At 73.9% G+C, this 19,085-nt stretch carries 17 protein-coding genes; 3 read left to right on the plus strand and 14 right to left on the minus strand.

Features of this window, described 5'->3' with window-relative positions:
* Positions 1 to 109: 109 nt before the first annotated feature.
* The 7 genes from OC439_RS09705 to OC439_RS09735 form a co-directional block, all read right to left on the minus strand.
* Positions 110 to 1,576 (minus strand): NADH-quinone oxidoreductase subunit N, encoded by a 1,467-nt coding sequence (locus OC439_RS09705; protein ID WP_262013106.1) that lies wholly within the window; start codon positions 1,574 to 1,576, stop codon positions 110 to 112.
* Positions 1,573 to 3,078 carry a NuoM family protein gene (locus OC439_RS09710; protein ID WP_262013107.1) on the minus strand — a complete coding sequence of 502 codons (1,506 nt, stop codon included), beginning with the start codon at positions 3,076 to 3,078 and terminating at the stop codon, positions 1,573 to 1,575. Before OC439_RS09710 ends, OC439_RS09705 begins: the two co-directional genes overlap by 4 nt.
* Positions 3,075 to 5,000, minus strand: a complete 1,926-nt coding sequence (locus OC439_RS09715; RefSeq protein ID WP_262013108.1) for an NADH-quinone oxidoreductase subunit L — start codon at positions 4,998 to 5,000, stop codon at positions 3,075 to 3,077. The genes OC439_RS09710 and OC439_RS09715 overlap by 4 nt, the downstream gene beginning before the upstream one ends.
* Positions 4,997 to 5,362: an NADH-quinone oxidoreductase subunit NuoK gene (nuoK, locus tag OC439_RS09720; protein ID WP_262013109.1), complete on the minus strand. Its 366-nt coding sequence runs from the start codon at positions 5,360 to 5,362 to the stop codon at positions 4,997 to 4,999. The genes OC439_RS09715 and nuoK overlap by 4 nt, the downstream gene beginning before the upstream one ends.
* Positions 5,359 to 5,901, minus strand: coding sequence for an NADH-quinone oxidoreductase subunit J (locus OC439_RS09725; RefSeq protein WP_194801447.1), 543 nt, complete (start codon positions 5,899 to 5,901; stop codon positions 5,359 to 5,361). Before OC439_RS09725 ends, nuoK begins: the two co-directional genes overlap by 4 nt.
* Positions 5,898 to 6,488, minus strand: a complete 591-nt coding sequence (locus OC439_RS09730; RefSeq protein WP_120573060.1) for a NuoI/complex I 23 kDa subunit family protein — start codon at positions 6,486 to 6,488, stop codon at positions 5,898 to 5,900. Before OC439_RS09730 ends, OC439_RS09725 begins: the two co-directional genes overlap by 4 nt.
* 73 nt (positions 6,489 to 6,561) lie before the next feature.
* Entirely contained in the window at positions 6,562 to 6,984 is a 423-nt protein-coding gene (locus OC439_RS09735) for an ester cyclase (protein ID WP_262013110.1), read from the minus strand.
* A 94-nt stretch (positions 6,985 to 7,078) separates the two neighbouring features.
* Between OC439_RS09735 and OC439_RS09740 the strand changes: the two genes are divergently transcribed.
* A complete protein-coding gene (locus OC439_RS09740) occupies positions 7,079 to 8,122 on the plus strand; it encodes a glutathione S-transferase family protein (protein WP_262013111.1) in 1,044 nt (347 codons plus the stop codon).
* Positions 8,123 to 8,321: 199 nt separating this feature from the next.
* Here the strand turns inward: OC439_RS09740 and nuoH are convergent, their stop codons facing one another.
* Together nuoH and OC439_RS30335 are read right to left on the minus strand one after the other, a co-directional pair.
* A complete protein-coding gene (gene nuoH / locus OC439_RS09745; protein ID WP_013288672.1) occupies positions 8,322 to 9,284 on the minus strand; it encodes an NADH-quinone oxidoreductase subunit NuoH in 963 nt (320 codons plus the stop codon).
* Positions 9,284 to 10,165, minus strand: a complete 882-nt coding sequence (locus OC439_RS30335) for an NADH-quinone oxidoreductase subunit C (protein WP_410054905.1) — start codon at positions 10,163 to 10,165, stop codon at positions 9,284 to 9,286. The genes nuoH and OC439_RS30335 overlap by 1 nt, the downstream gene beginning before the upstream one ends.
* A gap of 103 nt (positions 10,166 to 10,268) precedes the next feature.
* Here OC439_RS30335 and OC439_RS09755 point away from each other — a divergent pair, with 103 nt between their 5' ends.
* A complete protein-coding gene (locus tag OC439_RS09755) occupies positions 10,269 to 11,315 on the plus strand; it encodes a glucose 1-dehydrogenase (RefSeq protein WP_262013112.1) in 1,047 nt (348 codons plus the stop codon).
* A gap of 31 nt (positions 11,316 to 11,346) precedes the next feature.
* Here OC439_RS09755 and OC439_RS09760 read toward each other — a convergent pair whose 3' ends face one another.
* Together OC439_RS09760 and OC439_RS09765 are read right to left on the minus strand one after the other, a co-directional pair.
* Positions 11,347 to 12,663, minus strand: coding sequence for a DUF2252 domain-containing protein (locus OC439_RS09760; protein ID WP_262013113.1), 1,317 nt, complete (start codon positions 12,661 to 12,663; stop codon positions 11,347 to 11,349).
* A 36-nt stretch (positions 12,664 to 12,699) separates the two neighbouring features.
* Positions 12,700 to 13,260: an NADH-quinone oxidoreductase subunit B gene (locus OC439_RS09765; protein ID WP_013288676.1), complete on the minus strand. Its 561-nt coding sequence runs from the start codon at positions 13,258 to 13,260 to the stop codon at positions 12,700 to 12,702.
* 177 nt (positions 13,261 to 13,437) lie between these two features.
* Here OC439_RS09765 and OC439_RS09770 point away from each other — a divergent pair, with 177 nt between their 5' ends.
* On the plus strand, positions 13,438 to 14,352 hold the full coding sequence (locus tag OC439_RS09770; protein ID WP_262013114.1) for a hypothetical protein: 915 nt from the start codon (positions 13,438 to 13,440) through the stop codon (positions 14,350 to 14,352).
* A gap of 55 nt (positions 14,353 to 14,407) precedes the next feature.
* Here OC439_RS09770 and OC439_RS09775 read toward each other — a convergent pair whose 3' ends face one another.
* From OC439_RS09775 to OC439_RS09785, 3 genes are all read right to left on the minus strand, one after another.
* The gene (locus OC439_RS09775; RefSeq protein WP_262013115.1) at positions 14,408 to 15,985 is read right to left on the minus strand and encodes a D-glucuronyl C5-epimerase family protein; all 1,578 of its coding nucleotides are present in this window, start codon (positions 15,983 to 15,985) and stop codon (positions 14,408 to 14,410) included.
* Positions 15,986 to 16,088: 103 nt separating this feature from the next.
* The gene (locus tag OC439_RS09780) at positions 16,089 to 17,567 is read right to left on the minus strand and encodes a pyridoxal phosphate-dependent decarboxylase family protein (RefSeq protein WP_262013116.1); all 1,479 of its coding nucleotides are present in this window, start codon (positions 17,565 to 17,567) and stop codon (positions 16,089 to 16,091) included.
* Between the two features lie 31 nt (positions 17,568 to 17,598).
* A complete protein-coding gene (locus tag OC439_RS09785) occupies positions 17,599 to 18,963 on the minus strand; it encodes an MFS transporter (protein WP_262013117.1) in 1,365 nt (454 codons plus the stop codon).
* Positions 18,964 to 19,085: the final 122 nt, after the last annotated feature.

Here is a 19,085-nt window from a genome sequence, read left to right on the forward strand (position 1 = left end):
TGACCGGTTCAACACACCGGTACCCGTCAACCATCCGGCTCATGGCTGAAAGTTGGCTGGATGTTGCTGTGCGCAGGCTGAAGCGGTCGCCCATCCGGGCAGGAACCGGTCAGCGCGACGCCACGTCCAGCACGAGCTGCGGTGCGAAACCGATCACCACCGCGGCGACCGTGGCCACGCCGAGCGCCAGCACCACGGTCCGGGCGGGCCGGACCGTCGCCACGCCGGTCGGCGTCGCGTAGAGGGACGCGGTGACCCGCAGGTAGTACGCCAGGCCGATCACCGCGTTCAGCGCCACCACGAGCGCCAGCCATCCCGCGTGCCCGGCCAGCAGCGCGCGTACCACCGTCACCTTGGCGAACAGCCCGGCCAGGCCCGGCGGCAACCCGGCCAGCCCGATCAGCGCCAGCGCGAACGCGCCGCCCACCCACGGGTGCCGCCGCGCCGCGCCGCGCAGGTCGGCCAGCGTGCCGCCGTCGCCGTCCGCCGGGCGCAACGCCACCACCGCGGCGAACGCGGCCAGCTCCAGCAGCACGAAGAAGATCGCGTACGCGACGGCTGCGGCGTACGCGGTCGCCCGCGCGTCGCCGGTGCGGCCCGCGGCCAGCGCCAGCGCGCCCAGCGGCGCGAGGATGTACCCCGCCTGGGCCACCGACGACCAGGCGAGCAACCGCACGGTACGCCGCTGACGCAGCGCCACCAGGTTGCCGACGGTCATGGTCAGCACCGCCAGCGCCGCCAGCACCGGGCCGGTCAGGTCACCCGGCAGCGCCCGCTGCACCACAGCCAGCAGCGCCACCACACCACCGAGCTTCGAGGCGGTCGACAGGTACGCGGCCACCGGCAGCGGCGCGCCGTCGTACGTGGCAGGGGCCCAGGCGTGGAACGGCACGGCGGCGACCTTGAACGCGAGCCCGGCCACCACCAGCGCCACCGCGACCGTGGTCAGCGGCAGGTCGGTCAGGTCGTCGCGGGCGGCCAGGGTGGCGCCGAGCCGGTCCAGGTGCAGGGTGCCGGTGACCGCGTAGAGCAGCGCCGCGCCGAGCAGCGTCACAGTGGTGGCGACCACGCTGACCACGAAGAACGTCACCGCCGCCTCGGCACCGGCGAGGCTGCCCCGGCGCAGGCCGACCAGCACGTACAGCGGCAGCGTCAGCGTCTCCAGCGCCACGATCAGCGTGATCAGGTCGCCCGCGGCGCCGAGCACCACGCCGCCTGTCATCGCGCAGGCGAGCAGGAAGCAGTACTCGCCGACCGGGGTACGCCCGGCGCGCAGCAGCGGGCCGGACAGCGCCAGCACGCCGAGCGTGAGCAGGGCGATCACCGCCCCGACCAGAGCGGCCCGGCCACCCCACACCCAGGAGCAGTCCGCGCCCACGCAGAACGTGCGCCGCTCACCGGCCGCCCCGACCAGTGCCGCGCCGGCCGCGGTACCGGCCGCGCCGAGCGCCGCCACCGCCACCGTGACGGCGGACCGGGCCACCAGCAGGTCGAACAGGAGCACCAGCACGGCCGTGCCGGCGGCCAGGTACGCAGGCAGCATCGCCAGGTTGTCGACAGGCTGCACCAGGCTCATGGGACGACCCCCAGCAGCGCCTCCACCGGACCGGAGGCGTACGACAGCACGAGCGCCGGGGCCAGGCCGACCGCGAGCGCGAGCAGCACCAGCGGCGCCCAGGCGGTCAGTTCCGCCCCGGCCAGCCCGGGTGCGAGCCCCGCCACCGCCGGGCTGGGCCGCCCGTGGGTGACCCGGCGCAGCAGCCGCAGGAAGTACGCGGCGGTGAGCGCCCCGCCCAGCGCGGCCAGCACTGCAAGCGTCAGCCAGAGCGGGCCGCCCCGCTGCACGGCGGCGACCACGGCGAACGCCTCACCCCAGAACCCGGCCAGGCCGGGCAGCCCCAGCGAGGCGACGGCCGCGAAGCCGAGCAGCCCGGCCAGCCGGGGCGCGGTCTCCCGCAGCCCGGACAACTCGGCCAGCGAGCCGGTGTGCGCGCGGTCCTTTACCGCCCCGGCCAGGAAGAACAGCAGGCCGGTGATGACGCCGTGGGCGATGTTGCCGATCAGCGCGGCCTGGATCCCGGTGGCGGTGAGCGTGGCGACCCCGAGCAGCACGAAGCCCATGTGCCCGACGCTGGAGTACGCGATCAGCCGCTTCAGGTCGTCCTGCGCCAGGCAGACCAGGCCACCGATCAGAATCGCCGCGACGGCGAGCACACCGAGCACGGGCGCGGCCCAGCGGGCGCCCTCCGGGGCGACGCCCACGGCGACCCGGATCAGCCCGTACGTGCCCATCTTGAGCAGCACCCCGGCGAGGATCACGCTGCCGACTGTGGGCGCCTGGGTGTGCGCGTCGGGCAGCCACGAGTGCAGCGGCCAGAGCGGGCTCTTCACCGCGAACGCGAGCGCCAGCAGCGTGAACGCGGCGAGCTGGGTGCCCCGGGACAGCCCGGCACCGCCGGTGAGCGCGACCAGGTCGGCGGTGCCCGCCGCGGACACCACCACGTAGACGCCGACCAGCAGCAGCACCGAGCCGAACAGTGTGTAGAGCGCGAACTTGCGGGCCGCCCGGCGACGGTCCGCGCCGCCCCAGCCGGCGATCACCGCGTACATCGGCAGCAGGACGACCTCGAAGAACAGGAAGAACAACACCAGGTCGAGCGCGAGGAACGTGCCGAGGATGCCGACCTCGACCACCAGCAGCAGCGCCACCAGCGCCCGCCCGCTGCCGCCGCCGGGCGGCACCCGCCACAGCGTGTACGCGCAGCACAGCAGCGTGAGCAGCGCGGTCAGCACCACGAGCGGCCAGGAGATGCCGTCCACGCCCAGGTGGAAGCGCAGGTCGAGCCCCGGCACCCACGGCACGTCGAGCTGGTGCCACGGCTGCACCGCCGGGCGTGGCCCGTACCCGAACCAGCCGTGGTCGCCGCCGACCAGCGGCAGCGTCGCCAGCAGCGTCAGCGCGGCGGCAGCGGTGCCTGCCACCCGGCCGGCCCGGTCGCCGGGCACGACGGCAGCGGCCAGCGCGCCGAGCGCCGGGACCGCCACCACGGCGACCAGCAGCACCTGCCCGAACGTCATGAGGTCACTCCGATCAGCGCGACCGCGAGGCCGATCAGCAGCGCGCCGGCGAGCACCCCGGCCGCCGCGCGCGGCAGCGCCGCCCGGTGCAGCGCGGCCAGGCCGCCGCCCACCTCGACCGCCGTCCGGCCGGTGCCCTCGACCAGGCCGTCCACGCCCAGTTCGTCACCGGTACGCACGACCCGCGCCAGCGCGCCCGCCGGGCGTACGACGACTGTGTGCTGGACGTCGTCGAGCCGGAACGCCCGGGCGAAGACCGGCCGCAGCGGACCCAGGAAGCGGGCCGGGTCGGCGGCCGGATCGCGGCGCCAGCCCGCCCAGGCGACGCCCGCACCGGCGAGCAGCAGCAGGAACGGCAGGACCAGGTTCGGCGCCAGGTGGACCAGCTCGACCGCCTCGCCGGTGTCGTCGCCCGGCACGCGCAGCCGGTCGGCGAACCACTGCGCGAACGCGGCCAGGCCCAGCAGCGCGGCCGGGACCGTGAGCAGCAGCACCGGCCAGCGCAGCAGCGCGGGCGGGTCGTGCGGGCGCAGCAGCGGCGTGCGCGTGGCGCCGAGGAAGGTGCGCAGCAGCAGGCGGGTCGCGTACCAGGCGGTCACCGCCACGCCGACCAGCCCGGCCAGCCAGACCAGCCAGCCCACCCAGGCGGCGGTCGGCCCGGCGCCGTCGAGCGCGGCCGCCTCGGCAGCCGCGAGCACGCCGTCCTTGCTCCAGAAACCCGAGAGCGGGGGTACGCCGGCCAGCGCGCCCAGGCCGACCACCATGCACCAGAACGTCACCGGCATGGCGGTACGCAGGCCGCCCATCCGGGACATCAGCGTGGTGCCGACGGCGTGGATCACCGCACCGGCGGCGAGGAACAGCAGCGCCTTGAACGCGGCGTGGCTGAGCAGGTGGAAAAGCGCGGCAGCGGGTGCGCCGACCGCCAGCGCCCCGGTCATGTAGCCGATCTGCGAAACCGTGGACCAGGCGAGCACGCGCTTGATGTCGTCCTGCGCGGTGGCGGCGAACGCGCCGAGCAGCATGGTGATCGCGGCCATCACGCCCAGCACGGCGAGCGCGGCCGGTGCGCGCTCGAACAGCGGGAACAGGCGGGCCACCGCGTACACCCCGGCGGCGACCATCGTGGCGGCGTGGATCAGCGCGGACACCGGCGTGGGACCGGCCATCGCGTCGGGCAGCCAGGTGTGCAGCGGGAACTGGGCGCTCTTGCCCGCCACCCCGGCGAGCAGCAGCAGGCAGGCGGCGGTGAGCGTGCCGGTGCCGTAGTCGTGGGCCAGCACGTCGGCGATCCGGAAACTGCCCGCGCCCACGCCGAGCAGCGCGATGCCGAGCAGGAAGCCGACGTCACCCACCCGGGTGACCAGGAACGCCTTGACCGCCGCGCCGGGAGCCTCGGGCAGCCGCCGGTCGTGGGCGATGAGCAGGTACGAGCAGACGCCCATCACCTCCCAGCCGACCAGCAGCATGATCAGGTCACCGGACACCACCACCGTGAGCATGGCGGCGGTGAAGAGGCTGAGCTGGGCCGCGTACGGCGGGTAGCGGTGGTCGACGTCCACGTCGTCGTGCGGGCCCCGGCGCAGGTAGCCGATCGAGTAGACCTGCACGGCCAGCGCGACGGCGGCGACGGCGGTGGCGACGAGCACCGCCACGCCGTCCAGGCGCAGGCCGAGCGTGACCCGCAGCCCGCCCAGGTCGATCCAGGTGGTGGACGCCTCGACCGGGGCGTCCACGCGGACCAGCAGCGCCAGCGCGGCCAGCAGCGACACGGCCGCACCGGCCACGCCCAGCGCGATCGCCGACCGCCGGGCCGACGCCCGGTCCTGACGCGGGGCGGGCGGCAGCAGCAGGCCGAGCAGCCCGGCGACCAGCGGCGCGGCGGGCAGGATTGCGGCAAGCCACAGCATCGGCGTGCTCACCGGACCGCTCCCTGCGCGTTCGGCTGCTCGGCCGGGGCCACCGCGACCGCCGGCGCCGGTTCGTCGAGCGGTACGTCGTCGACTGTGACGCTGGCGCGCAGCCGGTAGAGCTGGAGCACGATGGCGAGCCCGACACCGATCTCGGCGGCGGCGAGCACGATCACGAACAGCGCGAACACCTGCCCGGAGTGCGGCAGCACGGCCTTGACTGTGGTGTCGGCGGTGACGAGCACCAGGTTCACCGCGTTGAGCATCAACTCCACCGCCATCAGCACCAGGACGGCGTTGCGGCGGCGCAGCACGCCGTACACGCCGAGGCCGAACAGCAGCGCGGCGGTGACGTACGGGATGACCGGCCTCACCGGCGCCCACCCTCGTCGGCGGGTTGCGCGGCGTCGACGGGCCGGCGGCCGATGTCGGGGCGGGAGAGCACGATCGCGCCGACCAGCGCGGCCAGCAGCAGCACCGACAGCACCTCGAACGGCAGCACCCAGGAACGGAACACCTGCTCGCCGATGCGCTCGGCGGTGCCGGCGGCCGGCAGGTCCACCCGGGACCAGCGGAACGCGTCGATCAGCAGCACGGCCAGGCCCAGGCCGCTGCCCGCGCCGACGAGCGCTGCGGCCCAGCCCGGCCGGTCCAGGTCGTCCGACGGGCCGATCGGCGCGCGGGTCAGCATCACCGCGAACAGCAGCAGCACCACCACCGCGCCGACGTAGATGAGCACCTGCACCCAGGCCACCAGCTCAGCGGTCAGCACCAGGTAGTCACCGGCCAGCGCGCCCAGGCACACCACCAGCCACAGCCCGGCCCGGACCAGGTGGCGGGTGGCGACCACCAGCGCACCCGCACCCACCGCCACCGCGCCCAGCGCCAGCAGCAGGACGTCCGCACCGGTCATGAGGCAGCCCCTCCGCCCGGATCGGTGGCGGCGTCGGGGCGTACCCGGGAAGGAGCCGGACGGGCCGACGGACCCGCCGCCTTCCGGGCGGCGGTGGTCTCCTCCTTGGAGGGGTCGCCGAGCGGGTCGTGAGCCGGCGGCGGCGGCACGGTGGCCATCCACTCGCCCAGGTGGTCCTTGTCGTGCAGCAGGTTCTTGATGTCGTACTCGGCGTACTCGAACTCGGGCGACCAGTAGAGCGCGTCGAACGGGCAGACCTCGACGCAGATGCCGCAGTACATGCAGAGCGAGAAGTCGATGTCGAACTTGTCGAGCACGTTGCGCTGGCGGGGGCGGGCGGCGCCGGGCACCGCCACCTCCTCCTTGTGCGAGTCGATGTAGATGCACCAGTCCGGGCACTCGCGCGCGCAGAGCATGCAGACGGTGCAGTTCTCCTCCAGCAGCGCGATCACGCCACGGGAGCGGGGCGGCAGCTCCGGCTCGACGTCCGGGTACTGCTGGGTGGTCGAGCGGCGGGTCATCGTCTTCAACGTGACCGCCAGGCCCTTCACCAGGCCCCCGCCGGGCACTCCACCGTGCTCGCTCATGCCGCCCATCCTGCCCTGTGGCCCGGGCGCGCGCGACCACCACCCGTCGCTTTGTCCCGCGCGTGCGGCCGGATCACGCCTCGCCGGGTGTGAGCGGGGGAAGCATCTCCACCCCGAGCTGCTGGAGCAGCTGGAACAGCTCGTTGACGCTCCACACGTCCACGATCCGCCCGTCGTCGTCGAAGCGCAGGAACGTGGCACCGGAGTAGCTGACCACGCGGCCGGTCGGCGGCACCGGGCCGAACTGCCCCGCCTGGGTGCCGGCGGCCCGCCAGCGCACCGCCACCCGCGTACCTGTCGCCACCACGTCGACGATCTTGTAGCGCAGGTCGGGGAACGACGCCCGCCGGTCCCGGTGCCACGCCAGCATCGCCGCCGGGCCGGTACCGCCGAGCCCTGGGCAGTCCGCCGCGACCAGCTCGTACGCGCTCTCCTCGCGCCCCGCGTTCCACACGTCGGCGACGAAACGCCGGACTGCCGCCTCCACATCGATCACGGCGGGCAGCCTATGCCCCTCGGTGACGCACTCGCCCTGCCGGGAGCGGCCGGAGCGACAATGATGGGAACGAGAAGCGAACTCGGAGGTGGGTGTGGGCAGCGACGACGAGGTCCTGGACCGGACCGGCGGCAAGTACGTGGAGCCGGGTGGCGAGTTCACCCGGGATCAGCGCTACATCGCCACCCGGATCACCGCGGACGAGCGGGACGGCTGGCCGGTGGAACCGGGGCGCTACCGGCTGGCGGTCAGCCGGGCCTGCCCCTGGGCCAACCGGCTGATCATCATCAGGCGCCTGCTCGGGCTGGAGGACGCCATCTCGATGGCCGTGGCCGGGCCCACCCACGACAAGCGGAGCTGGACGTTCGACCTCGACCCGGACGGCAAGGACCCGGTGCTCGGCATCGAGCGGCTCGCCGACGCGTACTTCGCCCGCTTCCCCGGCTACGAGCGCGGCATCACCGTCCCGGCGCTCGTCGACGTGCCCACCGGGCAGGTGGTGACGAACGACTACGCGCAGATGAGCCTGGACCTCACGACCGAGTGGACGGCCCACCACCGGCCGGGCGCGCCCGACCTCTACCCGGAACCGCTGCGCGGCGAGATCGACGAGGTGAACGCTGTCGTCTTCGCCGACGTCAACAACGGGGTCTACCGGTGCGGCTTCGCCGGCAGCCAGGAGGCCTACGACAAGGCGTACCACAGGCTGTTCGACCGGCTGGACTGGCTCAGCGAGCGGCTGGCCGGTCAGCGGTACCTGGTCGGCGACACCATCACCGAGGCGGACGTACGGCTGTTCACCACGCTCGTCCGCTTCGACCCGGTCTACCACGGGCACTTCAAGTGCAACAGGCAGAAGCTCAGCGAGATGCCGGTGCTGTGGGCGTACGCCCGGGACCTGTTCACCACGCCCGGGTTCGGCGACACGATCGACTTCGACCACATCAAGCGGCACTACTACGAGGTCCACCGGGACATCAACCCGACGGGCATCGTGCCGCTCGGCCCCGACCTGAGCAACTGGCTGACCCCGCACGGGCGGGAGGAGCTGGGCGGCCGCCCGTTCGGCGACGGCACCCCGCCCCCGCCCCCACCCGAGTCCGAGCGGGTAGACCCGTCCCACACCCCCTTGCGCTGACCCACGCCCTTCCCTCGCCGCCCCGCCTCACCGCCCCGCCTTATCCCTCCCCGCCCCGCCCCGCCGATCTTGCACTTTGGGCCCTAGGCCTGGACACTTTGCCCCTTTCGCCGGGGCAGAAAGTGCAAGATCGCCGGGCCGGGCCGGGCCGGGCCGGGCCGGGCCGGGCCGGGCGGGGCGGGGAGGGAGGGACGGTGGGTTACAGGGCCAGGCGGACTGCGGCGGTGAGGACTAGCTGGGCCAGGGCCAGGGGGACCAGGACCAGCCAGCAGAGGCGCTGGAGCTGGTCCTCGCGCAGCCTCGGGTAGCTCACCCGCAGCCAGATGATCACGAAGGCGACGGCGAAGACCTTCAGCAGCGTCCACAGCCAGCCGAGCTGCGCGTCGGCGAACGGACCCTGCCAGCCGCCGAGGAACAGCACAGTGGTCAGCGCCGCGATCACCACGATGCCGACGTACTCGGCGAGCAGGAAGAACGCGAACCGCAGGCCGGTGTACTCGGTCATGTAGCCGAAGACCAGCTCGGAGTCGGCCACCGGCATGTCGAACGGCGGGCGGCGGATCTCCGCCAGCCCGGCCACGAAGAAGATCACCATGGCCGGGGCCTGCCAGAGCAGCCACCACGGCTGCCACGCCTCCACGATGCCGGGCAGGCTGAGCGTGCCGGCCGCCATCGCCACCGAGGCGGCGGCCAGCACCAGCGGCAGCTCGTACCCGAGCAGCTGGGCCGCGCCGCGCAGCCCGCCGAGCAGGCTGTACTTGTTCGCCGACGCCCACGCGGACATGAGCACCGCCAGCACGCCGACGCCCACCACGGCGAGCACGAAGAACAGGCCGATGTCCAGCGGCTGCGCGACCAGGTCACCCGGCCCGAGCGGGATGACGAGCAGCACCAGCAGGTACGGCACCAGCGCCACCGCGGGCGCCAGCCGGAACACCGGCCGGTCCGCGTCGCGCGGGGTGACGTCCTCCTTCTGCACGAACTTGATGCCGTCGGCGACCAGTTGCGCCCAGCCGTGGAAGCCACCCGCGTACATCGGACCCAGCCGGCCCTGCATGTGTGCCATCACCTTGTGCTCGGCCTGGCCCACGATCAGCGGCAGCGTGAGGAACGCGACGAGCACCCCCGCCACGCGCAGGACCAGCTCCAACCAGTCCGGCATCAGCTCTCCCCCGCCGCGCCCGGCTCCGGCTCCTGCCGGGGCGGCCCGGTCGGCCGCTCCCCCGGCAACGGCCGCCCGAGCGGACCCGCCTCGTCGGCCCCCAGAGCAGCACCTGACCCCGGCCCGGCCTCCCCGGAAGCAGGCCGCTCCGGAGCATCCCCGGCAGTCGGCCGCGCCGGACGCTCAGCGGCAGCAGGGCGCGCCGGACGCTCCCCCGGAGCGGGCCGCGCCGGGCGTTCCCGGGCCGGGCGCGCCGGCGTACCCCCTCGGGGGCCCTCACCGGCACCCGCCGCACCCGCCGGCGTGGGCGTCGTGCCCCACTCACCCGGCGCGGGCACGCCCGGCGGCCGGACCGGCCGGCGGCCGCCGCCCGCCTCCGACTCGCCCGGCTCCTTGGCGCCGGGCCACGGCTTGGCGACCCGGGAGGCGAGGACGAACTCCTTGCGCAGCGGGTGCCCCTCGAACTCGGGTGGCAGCAGCAGCGGACGCAGCTCGCCGTGGCCGGCGAAGTCGATGCCGAACATCTCGTGCGTCTCGCGCTCGTGCCACGCGGCGCCGGGGAACAGGTCGACCACCGACGCGACGACAGGCGTGTCCCGGGGCACCCGGGTGCGCAGCAGCAGCCCGTGCCGGTGCCGGACCGACCAGAGGTGCAGCACCACGTCGAAGCCGTCGGCCAGCTCGTCCACCGCCGACAGCCAGTCCAGGAAGTCGAGATCCAGCTCGGCGTCGTCGCGTGCCGCACGCACCGCGTCCGCCCAGCTCGCCGGGGGTACGTCGACGGTGGCGCGGGCGTACCCCTGACCGCCGGACACGGACGCGGTGGCCTCGACGGGCGCGAGCAGCGCGACCACTCGCCGGCCGACCTCTTCCGGAGTCATGCGCTGATCCTATGGCCGACGGCTGCCGGCCGGGTCGGGCCGTCCGTGCCGGGATCGCCGCTTCGCCGGACGGGCGGCGGCAGCGCGCGGAAAGATGAGGTCCGTGCGCGCTGTGACTGTGACCCCCGGTGTCCCGGATTCGCTGCGGCTCGCCGAGGACTGGCCCGAGCCGCCGCCCGAGGAGGGCGCGATCCTGGTCGAGGCGCTGGCGGTGGGTGTCTGCGGCACCGACCACGAGATCGTGGCCGGCGAGTACGGCGAGGCGCCGCCGGGCCAGGAGCGGCTGGTGCTCGGGCACGAGTCGCTGGGCCGCGTGCTGGAGGACCCGACCGGCACGTTGCAGGCCGGCGACCTGGTCGCCGGCGTGGTCCGCCACCCGGACCCGGTGCCGTGCGCGAACTGCGCGGTGGACGAGTGGGACATGTGCCGCAACGGTCGGTACACCGAGCACGGCATCAAGGCGCTGCCCGGTTTCGCCCGGGAACGCTGGCGGTTGCAGCCCAAGTTCGCCGTCGGCCTGGACCCGGCGCTCGCGTCGGTGGGCGTGCTGCTGGAACCGACGAGCGTGGTGGCGAAGGCGTGGGACCACATCGAGCGGATCGGCCGCCGGGCCGAGTGGAAACCGATGACGGTGCTGGTCACCGGTGCCGGGCCCATCGGGCTGCTGGCCGCGCTGCTCGGCAGCCAGCGTGGGCTGTCGGTGCACGTGCTGGACCGCAACACCACCGGGCCGAAGCCGGAGCTGGTCCGGGCGCTGGGGGCGACGTACCACACGTCGACGGTGCCCGAGCTGGACGTGAAGCCGGACGTGGTGATCGAGTGCACCGGCGCGCCCACTGTGGTGCTCGACGCCATGTGCAAGGCCGCGCCCACCGGCATCGTCTGCCTGACCGGCGTCTCCAGCGGCGGCCGGACGATCAACTTCGACGCCGGTGCGCTCAACCGGGAACTGGTGCTGGAGAACAACGTGGTGTTCGGCTCGGTGAACGCCGGCCGGCGGCACTGGGAGATGGCCGCCGAGGCGCTCGCCCAGGCCGAACAGTCGTGGCTGACCTCGCTGATCACCCGGCGGGTGCCGTTGTCGAGCTACCGGCAGGCGTACGCCTCGGTCGGTGAGGACATCAAGGCGGTGCTGGACTTCACGCAGTGAGGCGGGGCGCCGGATCCGGTGCCCCGGCCCCTCAGATGCCGGGTAGCCGGCCGTTGCGGAACAGGTCCACGAAGAGCTGGTGGTCCTCGCGCGCCCGGATCCCGTACCGGTGCCCGAAGTCGACCAGGTAGTCGACGAACGCCTCCGGGTCGGCGTCGACGACCGCGACGATCGCCTCCTCGGTCGAGTAGTCGACCAGGTCGTGGCTGGACTCGTCGTCGGCGACCGAGTGCATCCGGGCCACCGCCCGGCCCAGGTCGGCGAGCACGCCCGCCAGTTCCTCCGGCTCGTTCAGGTCGGCCCAGTCGAGGTCCGCCGCGTACGGGGACACCTCGGCGACGAGCTGCCCGACGCCGTCCAGTTCGGTGAAGCCCAGCCACGGGTCGGCGTGCGCCTGCAACGCGCGCTGCGACTCCGCGGTGCGGTGCCCCTGGTGCCGGAAGTACGACCGGACCCGCTCGTCGTCGACGTACCGCGCCACGGCCGGCACCTGCGCCTGCTTCATGTAGATGACGACGTCGTTCTCCAGCGCCTGGGTGTGCCCCTCCAGCAGCAGGTTGTACGACGGCAGCCCGGCCGACCCGATGCCGACGCCCTTACGCAGCACCACGTCCTTGATGCCGGCGGCGACCGGGCGCATCCGGGTGGTCGAGTCCGGCAGCGTGTGCAGGTAGTCGGCGAACGCCGCGCAGACCTTCTCCCGGGTGGCGTCGTCGATCTCGTGCACGCCGTCGCCGAGGGAGAAGCGACGCTCGTAGTTGTCGATCGTGGTCTGCGCGGCGAGCAGGTCCACCCGGGTGTTCAGCCGTGCCTGCTGGAGCACCCGGCGCAGCACACCGTCGGCGTTGTCGAGCGTGATCGAGCCGATCGCGTCGTCCCCGCCCGCGGCGATGGCCCGCAGTTCGCCCAGGTACGACCGGGCGAAGCCGGTCACCAGCTCGCCGATCACCCGGTCGGAGAGCGCCTTGGCGTAGCCGAGCAGCGCCACGCTCGCGGCGAAGCGCTTCAGGTCCCAGGTGAACGGCCCGACGTACGCCTCGTCGAAGTCGTTGACGTTGAACACGAGCTGCCCGGAGGCGTTCATGTAGGTGCCGAAGTTCTCGGCGTGCAGATCGCCGTGGATCCACACCCGGCTGGTCCGCTCGTCGAGGAACCGGTCGCTGCCGAAGTCGCCGCGCTGGTCGGCGTAGAACAGCGCGGCGCTGCCCCGGTAGAAGGCGAACGGTGACGCCGCCATCTTGCGGAACTTGCGGCGGAACGCCGCCGGGTCGATCGCCATGGACGCGCCGAACTCCTCGGTCAGCACGTCGATGATGAATGCGGAGCGCTCCTCCGCGAGGTCGGTCATGAGCCGCAGGCTAGCCCCGCGCCGCCACCCGACGGGTCAGCCGACCGGTGGACGTACCGGGGGTGCGGTGAGCGCCTCGACCGGCCGCGCGACGGCGTCCGCCGGGGAGGTGAGCGCGTCCGGCCGGGGTACGCCGCCGATGCCCGACTGCTCGGCGGCGATCTTCTCCTGGAGACGCAGGATGCCGTGCAGCAGCGCCTCCGGGCGGGGCGGGCAGCCGGGCACGTACACGTCGACCGGGATGAGCTGGTCGACGCCCTTCGTCACCGAGTAGGAGTCCCAGTACGGGCCGCCGCAGTTCGAGCAGGCGCCGAACGAGATCACGTACTTCGGTTCGGGCATCTGGTCGTAGAGCCGCTTGACCGCCGGGGCCATCTTGTCGGTGACGGTGCCGCTGACCACCATCAGGTCGGCCTGCCGGGGCCCGTGGGCGAACGGGATCACGCCGAGCCGCATGAAGTCGTGCCGGCCCATGCTGGTGGCGATGAACTCGATGGCGCAGCAGGCCAGGCCGAAGTTGAACACCCAGAGCGAGTAGCGGCGGCCCCAGTTCAGCACGAACCGGATCGGCTCGCCGAGCACGGCCGGCACCTGCATCTCTGGCCTCCCTCGCAGAACCCCGAGGTGCCAGTCAACCACAGCGCCCGCGGCCCCGTTCCGGTGTCGTACCCCCGACAGGGCACCCGCGCAACGATCAGCGGTGCCGGCGTGTGTCACCACTGCCGGGCGGACGGAACCACCGCCGCCCACCACGGGGATCCGGAGGACCTTCTCATGACCACACGGACCACACGAGTGGCCGCCGCGCTGCTCGCCGGGGCGGCGGCGCTGTTCGCGCCGGCCGCGCCGGCCGCCGCGGCCGGCGGCACCACGGCGCGGCTGACCGTCGACACCGAGACGCTGGTGCTGACGCCGACCGGCAAGGGGTACGTCGGGACGCTGACCACGACGATCAGCAACCGGGGCCGGGCCGACGCCACCGCCGGTCTGCGCATCACCGAGCCGGCCGGTGGCTCCTTCACCGGCCTCGACAACGGCTCGCCCTGGTTCACGGTGGGGATGGAGCAGAACCGCCGGGTCGTCGAGAGCTACGGCGGCCGGGTCACGGCCGGCACAAGCGTGACCCTCCGCCTGGACTTCCAGGTGTGGACGACAGCGCGCGCCTACCCGATGACCGCGCTGGGCGGCTCGGTCGCGGTGGTACCGGACGGCGGCACCCGGGTGTCGGACCGGGACTCCTTCCGGACCGTGTTCCGGTCCACCTCGGGCAGCGTCCGCAATCCGCGCGTCTACCGGCAGGCCACCGAGACGGACCTGACCATCAGCGGTGGCGACGTGACGCTCACCCGCCAGGCCGACGGGGCTCTGCTGGGCCGGACGCCGGTGACAGTGCGCTACGGCAACGACGCCCCGTCGTTCCGGCTCGACGTGCGGGCGAGCCTGCCCGCCGGGGTCGAGGTGTGGGCCACCGACCCGCAGGACCTGCCCAGCTTCCCGGACTGGTTCGACGTCCCCGGCGGCCGGTTCATGCCGGGCGAGGAGCGCACGTTCGACGTCGTCCTGCGGGCTCCGGCCGGCGCGCTGGGCAGCGGCTCGTTCACCGTGGCGGCCGTCTACGAGAGCGAGCCGGTGGCGGACGTCGACCCGGCGGACAACAGCACGACGTTCAGCGTCCGCGCGACCGACTGAGCCACCGCACACCGCGGCCCGCCCGGACTCCGGGCGGGCCGCACGTTGCTCAGGCTCAGGTGAAGGCCAGTCCGGTGGTGTGGGGCAGCCAGTAGCCGACGTACGCCCCGGCGGTGACCTGGTAGCTGAGCCGGCCGTTCACCCAGGCCGTGGCGCCCAGCGGCGCGATCGAGGCGGCCGAGAACGTGAGCCGCTTGGAGCCGGTCACGTTGCCCGCCGCGTCGTACGCGTACCCGGTGTAGGTACCCGGCTGGAAGGAGAGCGTCCGGGCCGGGTCGTACCGGTGCTCGACCGCCTTGCCGAGCAGGACGCGCTGCCCGTACGCCTCGGGGACGAGGTAACCGGCGAGCGCGCCGTTGGCGATCTGGTAGTAGATGCCCCGCCCGTACACGCGGACCCGCTGGCTCGCCTGGGCGCCGGAGGCCCGGGCGAGCTTGAGCGTCTTCTGGCTCTTGACGGCTCCGGTGCTGGAGAAGGTGTAGCCGACGTGGGTGCCGGCGGCGAACGACACGGCACCGTTGACGGCGGGCGCCGGGTAGTCCGAGCGCAGCAGGTACGCGTACGTGGCGAAGACGGCCGACGTGGTCATCTCGTAGAGCTTGAGGTTCTGCGCGGTGTGGACCTGGTGGTACTTCACGTGCGGCTGCGCGCAGCCCATCGAGTAGTTGCTGGCCCACCGGTTGACCCGGAAGTGGGTCGGCAGGTACCGCCGGACGGTGCTCGCCGCGCCGTCGAAGACGGCGACCGCCCGCTCGTCGCCGGTGAGCCGCCAGTAGTCGTACACGCCGTAGAGGGCGAAGGTGTGTCCGTTGAGCACCCGTTCCCCGGTGGTGCCGAAGGTCACCGGGTACTCCTCCAGCCACAGGTAGCCGTTGGGGTCGACCCAACTAGCCCAGGGCGCGTTGGAGACGACCGGCAGGGTCAGGCTCAGGAACGTGTTGTCCGCGGCCGTCCGCCACTTGGCCTCGCCGGTGATCTCGGCCAGGCCGACGAAGAGGCTCAGCATCTCGCCCTGCGCCATCCCGCTGTACCAGGGCGCGCGCAGCAGCGGGCGGCCCGTGCAGCGGCTCAGGTCGAAGTCGTACGGGTACCACCAGGCGCCCCGCGACTCGACCCGGCGGTCGATGTTGCGCTGGGCGTTGGCGACGGCCCGGTCCAGGAACCGCTTGTCGCCGCTGGTCCGGTAGGCGGCCAGGTTGCTCAGGCCCCACTGCGCCTGGCCGACGGGGTGGTTCCAGGTCTTCCCGGCGAAGCTGAACATGCGGACGCCCTGCGCGTCGTGCAGTCCCCTGTCGACGAGCGGCGCCGGGTTGCTGTTCGTCGGCTGGGCGGCGAGCGGCAGCGGCTTCGGCAGGGGCCCGTCGCGGGCGTACGTGGCGGCGGCGGTGGCCCCGCTCGCCCGCTCCCGCCGCTGCTGCTCCTTGGTCTTCGCCACGTCCCGCGAGGGCAGTTGCGGCACCCCGTCGGTCAGCGGGTCGGGTGCCCACCCGGGGTCCACGACTGAGACGTCGGCGCTGCGGTCCGGGCCCTGTGGGGCGGCCGGGGCGGTACCGGCCGGCGCCAGGCCGACCAGCGCGCCGGCCGCGACCACTGCGACGAGCCGGCGGACAGGTGGTGACTTAGCGGTGATCATGCAAGACTCCCCGTGTCATCGATGTGCCCTGATGCTAGGCAGGGACGGACACCGGTTCCGGCACCGAAACGCCCGACTTCTCCGCCGAACGGACGAGTGTTCGTCACCAGGCGGGGCGCTGGAGCAGCCCGACGAACTCGGCGAGCAGCCGTTCCCGCAGCCGCGCCGGGGCGGCGTCGAGCAGCGTGTTCACCACCGCCATCCGGTCCGGCACACCGGCGCCGCCGGCCAAACCGAGCCCGCCGGCAAGCCCCGCCACCAGCTCCGGGGTGAGGGCCTCCGGCGTGAGGCTGCCAGCCAGCGCCAGCAGCTCCGGCGGCAGCACCACCGGCCCGGCGGCGCGGGCCGCCGCGACCGCCTCGGCCAGCGCCGGACCGAACTCGGCCACCCGGGGCGCCACCGCCGCGGTCACCGTGAGGTGGACACTGGCCGGCAGATCGGCGTACGTGAGCTGGGGCTGGGTGTGCCAGCCACGCTCGGTCAGCTCGTCGACGAGCACGAACAGGTCGAGCCCCGGGCCGTCGCTGGTGAAGCAGACCACTGTGGTCTCCGGTTCGGCCATCAGCCGCAGACCGCCGGTGGCCCGTACCGCGCCGGCCAGCGCGGCGACCGCGTCCCGGGTGGCGGCGGCCAGCCGCAGGTAGCCGTCCTCGCCGAGGTGCCGCAGTGTGGCGTACGCGGCGGCGATCGGCCCGCCGGACCGGGTGGAGGCGATCACCGGGTTGACCATCGTGTACCCGGGCCAGTCCGCGTACGCGAAGAACTGCGGGGCGCGCAGCGCCGGATCGCGGTGCAGCAGCACCGAGACGCCCTTCGGCGCGTACGCGTACTTGTGCAGGTCGACCGAGATCGAGGTGACCCCCGGCACGGCGAAGTCGAACGGCGGCACCGGCGTGCCGAGCCGGCGCAGCCAGGGCAGCGCCCAGCCGCCGAAGCAGGCGTCCACGTGGCAGCGCACCCCCGCGGCCTCCGCGACGGCGGCGATCTCGGGCACCGGGTCGACCACCCCGTGCGCGTACGACGGCGCGGACGCCACCACCAGCACGGTCTCCGGGCGGATCGCGGCGGCCACCGCCGCCACGTCCGGGCGCAGCGTCACCGGGTCGACGGGCACGGTGTCGAGCGCGACCCGCAGGTAGTGCGCCGCCTTGGCGAACGCGGCGTGCGCGGTGGCCGGCACCACGATCCGCGGCTCGGCGAGATCGGGGCGGGCGTCCCGGGCCGCCTTGACGGCGAGCAGCAGCGACTCGGTGCCGCCGCTGGTGACGCTGCCGACCACGTCCGGCGCGCCGGTGCCGGGCCCGCCGCCGAGCAGCCGGGCGGCGGCGCCGACGAGCGCGTTCTCCATCGCCAGCAGCGACGGGAACGCGGTCGGGTCGAGGCCGTTGACGTGCGCGCTCTCCGCGTACGCGGCCTGCGCCAGCTCGTCCAGCCCGGCCACGCCGGGGTCGTAGACGTACGCGAACAGCCGCCCGCCGTGGGTCGGCCGGTCGGCGGCCCGCAGCGCGCGGATCTCGCCCAGTACGTCCGTCGCGGGCATCCCCCGCGCGGGCAGCGCGCCTCCGCCTGCCGTGTCGGTCATCGGGTGGTTCCTCTCCTGGACGGGCCGGTGCTCACGCCCGCGCGGCCGGCGCGGCGTCATCGACCACGGGTGCGGCGGCCAGTTGGGCCGGGGTCAGGGTGTAGCCGCGCAGCAGCACCAGCGGGATCGCCACCAGCAGGGCGGGCAGCACGGTGAAGCCGAGCAGCACGCCGAGCCGTGCCGTGTCGGACTGGACGGCGGCGGTTCCGGTGGACGACGAGACGTAACCGGAGAGCTGGAGCACCAGCCCGTAGATGCCCGGCCCCAGCGCCAGCCCGAACGTCTCCCCGGCCGTCCACAGCCCGGTGAACACCCCGGCCTGCCGCCGCCCGGTGCGCGCCGTGTCGTACGCGATGCAGTCCGGCAGCATGGCCAGCGCGAACACCTGCTGGCCCGCGTACCCGACGCCGATCACCGCGACCACCGCGTAGGCCGCGGCGGCGGGCAGCGCGGGCGCGGCGACCAGGGTCAGCGCGCCCACCGCGAAGATCAGCGACGCGGCGACCAGCGAGGCCCGCTTGCCCAGCCGCGCGCCGGCCCGCGACCACAGCGGCATGACCAGCAGCGCGGGCGCGACGAAGCAGGCGAACAGCAGCGTCGGGCCGCTGTCCGGCTCGCGCAGCACCTGGTCGGCGAAGTACTTCACCCCGGCCAGCACGGTGGCCACCCCGGCGGACTGGATCACGAAGCAGATCAGCAGCACCCGGAACGGCCGGTTGCCGGTGGCGACGGCGAGCTGCGCGCGCAGGCTCGGCTCGCTCTCCCCCGCCGTCCCGGTCGGTGCCGACCGGGTGCCCAGGAAGACGCCGACCGTGCCGGCGACGATCAGCACGGCTACGAACAGGCCCATCCACCGGTGGCCGGGCACGCCGTCGCCGCCCGCGCTCACCACCGCCGGGGCCACCGCGCCGGAGACCAGGATGGCCAGCGCCAGCACCGCGATCCGCCAGGTCATCAACCGGGTACGCTCCGCCGGGTCGGCGGTCAGCTCGGCCGGCATGGCCACGTACGGCACCTGGAAGAACGCGAACGCGGTGGCCGTCGCCAGGAACGCCAGCGCCACGTACGCGGCGGCGGCCGGACCGTTCGCGAACGGCGCGGCGAAGATCGAGGCGAACAGCACGGCGAGCGCCAGCCCGCCGCCGAGCAGGTACGGCCGGCGCGCGCCCCAGCGGGAGCGGGTCCGGTCGGAGATGCGCCCGGCGACCGGGTTGACGAGCACGTCCCACGCCTTCGGCAGCAGCACCAGCAGGGCGGCCAGCCCGGCGGCGACGCCGAGCGTGTCGGTGAGGTACGGCAGCAGGAGCAGCCCGGGCACGGTGCCGAACGCGCCGGTGACCAGGGAACCCAGCGCGTACCCGAGGTGCACCCGGCGGGGCAGGCCCGAAGCTGTCATGGAGCCGAATGCTACTCACGTTATGGCCCGGGTCACATCCCCTCCCGGGTGCTGCGCTGCTCGTCGATGCCGACAGTCGCGCGCGAGTCGCGGTGAGGCGCAGGTCGGCACCGCTACCCTGG

It is taken from the genome of Micromonospora sp. Mcm103 (assembly GCF_024519755.1).
Lineage (GTDB): Bacteria > Actinomycetota > Actinomycetes > Mycobacteriales > Micromonosporaceae > Micromonospora > Micromonospora aurantiaca.

Excerpts from the sequence above, each read along its gene's own strand:
- OC439_RS09775 (WP_262013115.1), bottom strand. The coding sequence starts at position 15,985 with ATGATCACCGCTAAGTCACCACCTGTCCGCCGGCTCGTCGCAGTGGTC.
- OC439_RS09710 (WP_262013107.1), bottom strand. The coding sequence starts at position 3,078 with ATGACGTTCGGGCAGGTGCTGCTGGTCGCCGTGGTGGCGGTCCCGGCG.
- OC439_RS09705 (WP_262013106.1), bottom strand. The coding sequence starts at position 1,576 with ATGAGCCTGGTGCAGCCTGTCGACAACCTGGCGATGCTGCCTGCGTAC.
- OC439_RS30335 (WP_410054905.1), bottom strand. The coding sequence starts at position 10,165 with ATGACTCCGGAAGAGGTCGGCCGGCGAGTGGTCGCGCTGCTCGCGCCC.
- OC439_RS09730 (WP_120573060.1), bottom strand. The coding sequence starts at position 6,488 with ATGAGCGAGCACGGTGGAGTGCCCGGCGGGGGCCTGGTGAAGGGCCTG.
- nuoH (WP_013288672.1), bottom strand. The coding sequence starts at position 9,284 with ATGCCGGACTGGTTGGAGCTGGTCCTGCGCGTGGCGGGGGTGCTCGTC.
- OC439_RS09725 (WP_194801447.1), bottom strand. The coding sequence starts at position 5,901 with ATGACCGGTGCGGACGTCCTGCTGCTGGCGCTGGGCGCGGTGGCGGTG.
- OC439_RS09785 (WP_262013117.1), bottom strand. The coding sequence starts at position 18,963 with ATGACAGCTTCGGGCCTGCCCCGCCGGGTGCACCTCGGGTACGCGCTG.
- OC439_RS09765 (WP_013288676.1), bottom strand. The coding sequence starts at position 13,260 with ATGCAGGTGCCGGCCGTGCTCGGCGAGCCGATCCGGTTCGTGCTGAAC.
- OC439_RS09770 (WP_262013114.1), top strand. The coding sequence starts at position 13,438 with ATGACCACACGGACCACACGAGTGGCCGCCGCGCTGCTCGCCGGGGCG.
- OC439_RS09760 (WP_262013113.1), bottom strand. The coding sequence starts at position 12,663 with ATGACCGACCTCGCGGAGGAGCGCTCCGCATTCATCATCGACGTGCTG.
- OC439_RS09780 (WP_262013116.1), bottom strand. The coding sequence starts at position 17,567 with ATGACCGACACGGCAGGCGGAGGCGCGCTGCCCGCGCGGGGGATGCCC.